Raw genomic sequence first — 6,183 nt, 5'->3', positions numbered from 1 at the left:
CCTGACTGGGGATTTCTGATGGAAGAAGGTGGCGAAATCGCGGGCGCCGATGGCAAGCCGCGTTTTATTGTTGATCCTCTCGACGGTACGAGCAATTTTTTGCATGGCATTCCACACTTCGCGATTTCGATCGCAGTGCAGGACCCCAAACCGGATGGATCAGGTTGGGGCGATATTTTTGCGGGTCTGGTCTATAATCCGATCACCGATGAAAGCTTTTGGGCAGAACGCGGGAAAGGCGCGTGGCTTGGCCACCGCCGCTTGCGGGTATCTGCGCGCCGTCAATTGAACGAAGCGCTTGTTGCCACAGGAACTCCTTTTAAGGGCCATGGCGACTTTGATGAATGGGGCAAAATCTTTGGTGCCATCGGGCCGCACGTAGCAGGCATCCGCCGTTTTGGTGCGGCAAGCCTTGATCTCGCCTGGCTTGCCGCGGGGCGCTATGACGGCTTTTGGGAAAGTGGGTTGTCGGCTTGGGATACCGCTGCCGGATGCCTTCTGGTTCGCGAGGCAGGTGGTTTTGTAACTGACTATCGTGGTCGCAGTCCGCACATCGCGGATACCCAAGTTCTCGCTGCAAACGACATTTTGCACAGCAAGCTTCACAAGTTGTTGGCGGGTGCTTTGAAATAAACCGCTAAAATGGCTTGAAAAGCTGTGTGCAGGCCTTGCAGGCTGGGATTCTTCTGCCTAAAAGCGCGGCACGTTTACGGGGCCAAAGCGAGTCTGTTATGACTGATTTATCGCAATATCTGCCGATCTTGATATTCCTGTTTGTGGCGCTTGCCCTTTCGTCGGCGTTTGTGTTTTTGCCTATGGGCGTTTCGCGTTTGACAGGGGCGCACCAACCGACCGAGGCGAAGCTGGCGGAATATGAATGCGGATTTCCGGCATTTGAAGATTCGCGTAGCCAGTTTGACGTCCGTTTCTATCTGGTTGCGATCCTGTTCATCATCTTCGATCTCGAAGCCGCGTTCCTGTTTCCATGGGCGGTCAGCCTTGGTGAAACAGGTTGGGTCGGCTGGGGCACCATGATGCTGTTCCTGTTCGAACTGGTCATTGGCTTTATCTATGCGTGGAAAGTGGGAGCCCTCGAATGGGAGTAATCACACAGACACCGGCGGACGCGTCCGTTCCTGATTCCGGTTTCTTCAAGGATATTGAAAGCGAAGTGAGCGACAAGGGTTTTGTCGTGTCTTCGACCGAAGATCTCTTCAACTGGGCACGGACCGGTTCTTTGTGGCCGATGACCTTTGGTCTTGCCTGCTGCGCCGTTGAAATGATCCACGGCTATATGCCGCGTTATGACTTTGAACGTTTCGGCATCGCACCGCGCGCCTCACCGCGCCAGTCCGACGTCATGATTGTTGCCGGGACATTGTGCAACAAAATGGCGCCCGCGTTACGTAAGGTTTACGATCAGATGTCGGAACCCAAATATGTCATCTCCATGGGCAGCTGTGCCAATGGCGGTGGATATTATCATTATAGCTATAGCGTCGTGCGCGGTTGCGACCGGATTGTTCCGGTCGACATTTACGTGCCCGGTTGCCCGCCGACAGCGGAAGCCTTGCTATATGGTATCATGCAATTGCAACGGAAAATCCGCCGCGTAGGGACATTGGAACGGTGAGCCATTCAGCCCCCCAAATCGCAAAGCCGAAAGGCACGGTCGCGGCGATTAAAAAAGCGCTGGGTAAAGATCTTGTTCGTGTTGAAGAGACTTTTGACGAAGTTGCTTTATACATAAAGCGTGACTCATTGGTCGGTTGCATGGTGAAACTTCGCGATAGCTGTGATTATCAACAATTGATGGAAATTGCCGGTGTTGATTGGCCGGATCGTGATCCGCGCTTTGAAGTGGTATATTGCCTGCTCAGCCTTACCAAGAACCACCGCATTCGGGTGCATGTTGCGACTGATGAAATTACTCCGGTGCCCTCGATTACCGAAATCTGGCCCGTTGCCGGCTGGCTGGAACGTGAAGTGTTCGACATGTACGGCGTGTTGTTTTCTGGCAATGAAGATTTGCGGCGCATCCTGACCGATTATGGCTTCACCGGCCATCCGCAGCGCAAGGATTTCCCGCTGACCGGTTATGTCGAGCTGCGTTATTCCGAAGAAGAAAAGCGCGTGAAATATGAACCTGTGCAACTGGCGCAGGATTTCCGCAGCTTTGACTTTCTGTCGCCTTGGGAAGGTGCAGACTATGTGTTGCCGGGTGATGAGAAGGGAGCAAAGAAATGAACCTTCAACAGGATCTGGCACCCACCACCGGTGACGATGTCATCCAGAACTACACAATCAATTTCGGTCCGCAGCATCCGGCGGCGCATGGCGTTTTGCGTCTGGTCATGGAACTGGATGGCGAAATCGTTGAGCGGCTTGATCCGCATATCGGCCTGCTGCACCGCGGAACCGAAAAGCTGATCGAATATAAGACCTATTTGCAGGCGCTGCCCTATTTCGACCGGCTCGACTATGCCTCGCCCCTGGCGATGGAGCATAGTTATGTGCTGGCGATCGAAAAGCTGCTGAACCTCGAAGTGCCGTTGCGCGCGCAATATTTGCGCGTGTTCTTTGCGGAAATGACCCGCATTTCCAACCATCTGCTCAATATCGCGCACCATGCGCTTGATGTGGGCGCGATGACGCCGGGTCTGTGGCTCTATGAAGCGCGCGAAGATTGCATGGGCTTTTTCGAACGCGCCAGCGGTGCGCGGATGCACACCGCTTGGTTCCGTCCCGGCGGCGTGCATCAGGATGTGCCGCTGAAGCTGTTGACCGATGTCGGCGAATGGCTCGATGACCGTCTGCCGCGTCTGTTTGAAGACGCGATGAAGCTTGTCGTCGACAACCGCATTTTCAAACAGCGCAATGTCGATATCGCGATAGTTTCGAAAGAAGACTCGATCAAATGGGGCTTTTCCGGTCCGATGATCCGCGCGGCGGGCATCCCTTGGGATATCCGCAAAAGTCAGCCTTATGATGTCTATGCCAAGATGGACTTCGACATTCCCGTCGGCACACGCGGCGATTGCTACGACCGCTTCATGGTCCGCGTCGAGGAAGTGCGCCAGTCGATCCGCATCATGAAACAATGCCTTAGCCAAATGCCCGAAGGCCCCGTGTGCAGCGACGACCGCAAGATCGTCCCGCCCAAGCGCGCCGAAATGAAGCAGAGCATGGAAGCGCTGATCCACCATTTCAAACTCTACACCGAAGGCTTCAAGGTTCCGGCGGGCAGCGTCTATGTCGCCACCGAAAGCCCCAAGGGCGAGTTCGGCGTTTATCTGGTGTCGGACGGCACCAACAAACCCTATCGCTGCAAAATCCGCCCGACGGCTTTCTCGCATCTGCAGGCCATGGACTTCATGTCGCGTGGGCACATGCTGGCGGATACGACAGCGATTTTGGGCGCGCTCGACATTGTGTTCGGGGAGTGTGACCGGTGAGTATTACGCGGCGAGAATTGGCGAAGGGCGCTGTGCTGGCCGCGACGGTGGTTGCGGCAACAGGCGTTGCGGCGTGTTCTCCTCCTCCCGATAATCAGTTTGAAATACAGCAGAATTTTTTTGGTTTGGTTGCCAGCCGAAAACTCGACGAGGCGGCGACACACCTTTCACCAGAGGTGCGGTTGGTGGTGAGTACAGCCAAGGGTGTCGACATGTTTGCCGGACCGAAAAACGTGATCGGTAAGATCACAAGCTTTTTCCATTCTGCTGGTTGGCGCATGATCGGTGATAACTCAGAGTTTGCTCCGGGTGGTTTCTGGAATAACTATGGCGGATGGGCTGTCACGGACATGGTGCCGCGCAATCTAGTTGAACTCGATCTCGCTGGATGTGGCGGATCGGACATGAGTAACCCCGTAATGAATGTATTTGTGTTGGGCGGCATGGAACGAATTGAGCAGATAATTATGATGGAAAGCCGTACACTCAATTATGCACGCTACAGTGAAGATGTGAGAAACGAGTTGGTCCGCAAAAATGGCTGACGCAGCACATATTCCTGACGAAGCAGAAACCCGTGCCAAGTGGGGCAATTTTGCCTTTTCGCCGGACACCAAGAAGAAAGCCGACATCTATATCGGCCGCTACCCTGCCGGGCGTCAGCAATCGGCCGTGATGGCGTTGCTTGATCTTGCCCAGCGGCAGGTGGGGGATGAAACCAAGACACAAGGCTGGTTGCCGGTTCCGGTGATCGAATATGTCGCCCAATATCTCGGCATGCCCTATATGCGCGCCTACGAAGTTGCGACCTTTTACACCATGTACAATCTCGCGCCGGTGGGCCGCTATCATGTGCAGGTGTGCGGAACGACGCCGTGTATGTTGCGCGGGTCGGACGATATCATGGCGGCGTGCAAGAACCGTGGCCTTGTCAAAGGCGCGACCACGCCCGACGGCCTGTTCACGCTGACCGAAGTTGAGTGCATGGGCAACTGTTCCTCTGCACCGATGGTCCAGATCAACGACGATAATTTCGAAGATCTCGATTATGACAGCATGACCGCGATCCTCGGCGACCTTGCCGATGGCAAGCAGCCCAAGATCGGCACACAATTGCCCGGACGGCATACGGTGGAACCCTATGGCGGTCCGACGACATTGAATGCGATGGTCGACAAGAACCATGATTATCGGGGGGAGTGGTAATGGTTGCAAACTTCACCACCAATCCGTTCGTGTCGAGCGTAGTCGAGACACCCATAAGGCGCGCGCATCCGATAGGCCTCTCGACTACGCTCGAGGCGAACGGTCTTTTGAAGTGGGGGCACGCATAATGGAATGGCTCCCCTTGATCGGCGTTCTGGTCGCCGCATTCGTCGCTTGGAAATTGCTGAAGGGCATTATTAAACTGGCCGTGATTGGCTTGCTGATCGCGGGCGGTGCCTTGTTCATGCTGGGAGGGCTCGCATGACGCTACCGATTTCTGAAACCTACAGCTTTGTCATTCCCGCGAAGGCGGGAATCCATGGCCTGACCGTGCGGTATGGACGACAGTTCAGGCCGTGGATTCCCGATCAAGTCGGGAATGACAAGCTTTGGGTTTGTGGCGTTGCCTGTGGAGTAAGCGCATGAGCTTGGCCGATAAAGACCGTATTTTTACGAACCTCTATGGCTATCAGGATTTCGGCCTGAAGGCCGCGCAAAAGCGTGGGGATTGGGACAAGACTGCCGCCCTTATGAAAGTCGGGCAGGATGCGATTATCGAAGAGGTGAAAGCCTCGGGTCTACGCGGACGCGGCGGGGCAGGTTTCCCGACGGGGATGAAGTGGAGCTTCATGCCCAAAGCCCCGACGCCCGAGCGTCCCAACTTCCTCGTCATCAATGCCGATGAATCCGAGCCTGGTTCGTGCAAAGATCGCGAAATCATCCGCCACGATCCGCACAAGCTGGTCGAAGGCGCGCTGATCGCCGGTTTCGCAATGCGCGCACGCGCCGCCTATATCTACATTCGCGGCGAGTATATTTTCGAAGCCAAGGTTCTCGAAAAGGCTGTGGCCGAGGCTTATGCCGCCGGTCTGCTTGGCAAAAATGCCGCCAAATCAGGCTATGATTTCGACGTCTTCGTCCATCGTGGCGCAGGCGCTTACATTTGCGGCGAAGAAACCGCGATGATCGAAAGTCTGGAAGGCAAGAAAGGCCAGCCGCGCCTGAAACCGCCGTTCCCGGCAGGTGCCGGTCTTTATGGCTGCCCGACGACCGTGAATAATGTGGAGAGCATCGCGGTGGTTCCGACCATCCTGCGGCGCGGTGCCGCATGGTTCAAAAGCTTTGGCCGTGAAAACAACCATGGCACGAAGCTGTTCCAGATTTCCGGCCATGTCGAAAAACCCTGCGTCGTCGAAGAGTCGATGAGCATTCCGTTCCGCGAGCTGATCGAAAAGCATTGCGGCGGTGTGCGCGGCGGATGGGATAATCTGCTTGCGGTCATTCCGGGTGGTTCATCAGTACCGTTGGTTCCGGCTGCGATGATGATGGACGTACCGATGGATTTCGACGGCTGCAAGGAAGTCGGTTCCGGCCTTGGCACCGCAGCAGTCATCGTGATGGACAAGTCCACCGATATCGTCCGCGCCATTTCGCGCCTGTCCTATTTCTACAAGCATGAAAGCTGCGGCCAGTGCACACCATGCCGTGAAGGCACAGGCTGGATGTGGCGTGTGATGGAACG

The 6,183-nt window shown here is 55.5% G+C and carries 10 protein-coding genes; all 10 read left to right on the top strand.

The features are described from left to right. Positions 1-633 (top strand): inositol monophosphatase family protein (locus ACKVOS_RS06020; protein ID WP_409211112.1); only part of this gene is annotated, 633 nt, incomplete at its 5' end. Positions 634-731: 98 nt separating this feature from the next. Further along, entirely contained in the window at positions 732-1,106 is a 375-nt protein-coding gene (ndhC, locus tag ACKVOS_RS06015; protein WP_409211111.1) for an NADH-quinone oxidoreductase subunit A, read from the top strand. Then, complete coding sequence (locus ACKVOS_RS06010; protein WP_409211110.1) at positions 1,097-1,633, top strand: NuoB/complex I 20 kDa subunit family protein; 537 nt, start codon at positions 1,097-1,099, stop codon at positions 1,631-1,633. Before ndhC ends, ACKVOS_RS06010 begins: the two co-directional genes overlap by 10 nt. After that, complete coding sequence (locus ACKVOS_RS06005) at positions 1,630-2,247, top strand: NADH-quinone oxidoreductase subunit C (protein ID WP_409211109.1); 618 nt, start codon at positions 1,630-1,632, stop codon at positions 2,245-2,247. Before ACKVOS_RS06010 ends, ACKVOS_RS06005 begins: the two co-directional genes overlap by 4 nt. After that, on the top strand, positions 2,244-3,455 hold the full coding sequence (locus ACKVOS_RS06000) for an NADH-quinone oxidoreductase subunit D (RefSeq protein WP_409211108.1): 1,212 nt from the start codon (positions 2,244-2,246) through the stop codon (positions 3,453-3,455). The genes ACKVOS_RS06005 and ACKVOS_RS06000 overlap by 4 nt, the downstream gene beginning before the upstream one ends. After that, a complete protein-coding gene (locus ACKVOS_RS05995; RefSeq protein ID WP_409211107.1) occupies positions 3,452-4,000 on the top strand; it encodes a hypothetical protein in 549 nt (182 codons plus the stop codon). Before ACKVOS_RS06000 ends, ACKVOS_RS05995 begins: the two co-directional genes overlap by 4 nt. Further along, positions 3,993-4,661, top strand: coding sequence for a complex I 24 kDa subunit family protein (locus ACKVOS_RS05990; RefSeq protein ID WP_409211106.1), 669 nt, complete (start codon positions 3,993-3,995; stop codon positions 4,659-4,661). Before ACKVOS_RS05995 ends, ACKVOS_RS05990 begins: the two co-directional genes overlap by 8 nt. A 127-nt stretch (positions 4,662-4,788) precedes the next feature. After that, positions 4,789-4,926, top strand: a complete 138-nt coding sequence (locus tag ACKVOS_RS05985; RefSeq protein WP_409211105.1) for a hypothetical protein — start codon at positions 4,789-4,791, stop codon at positions 4,924-4,926. Next, on the top strand, positions 4,923-5,087 hold the full coding sequence (locus tag ACKVOS_RS05980) for a hypothetical protein (RefSeq protein ID WP_409211104.1): 165 nt from the start codon (positions 4,923-4,925) through the stop codon (positions 5,085-5,087). The genes ACKVOS_RS05985 and ACKVOS_RS05980 overlap by 4 nt, the downstream gene beginning before the upstream one ends. Beyond that, on the top strand, positions 5,084-6,183 hold a 1,100-nt coding region (gene nuoF, locus ACKVOS_RS05975; protein WP_409211103.1), incomplete at its 3' end, for an NADH-quinone oxidoreductase subunit NuoF. The genes ACKVOS_RS05980 and nuoF, both read left to right, overlap by 4 nt.

The sequence above is a fragment of the Sphingorhabdus sp. genome, from assembly GCF_046154385.1.
Lineage (GTDB): Bacteria > Pseudomonadota > Alphaproteobacteria > Sphingomonadales > Sphingomonadaceae > Sphingorhabdus_B.
This window is presented reverse-complemented; position numbering and strand designations above follow the sequence as displayed.

Bases quoted from the DNA above. Each gene is read 5' to 3' on its own strand.
- ACKVOS_RS05980 (WP_409211104.1), top strand. From the start codon at position 4,923: ATGACGCTACCGATTTCTGAAACCTACAGCTTTGTCATTCCCGCGAAG.
- ACKVOS_RS05990 (WP_409211106.1), top strand. From the start codon at position 3,993: ATGGCTGACGCAGCACATATTCCTGACGAAGCAGAAACCCGTGCCAAG.
- ACKVOS_RS05985 (WP_409211105.1), top strand. From the start codon at position 4,789: ATGGAATGGCTCCCCTTGATCGGCGTTCTGGTCGCCGCATTCGTCGCT.
- ndhC (WP_409211111.1), top strand. From the start codon at position 732: ATGACTGATTTATCGCAATATCTGCCGATCTTGATATTCCTGTTTGTG.
- ACKVOS_RS06000 (WP_409211108.1), top strand. From the start codon at position 2,244: ATGAACCTTCAACAGGATCTGGCACCCACCACCGGTGACGATGTCATC.
- ACKVOS_RS06010 (WP_409211110.1), top strand. From the start codon at position 1,097: ATGGGAGTAATCACACAGACACCGGCGGACGCGTCCGTTCCTGATTCC.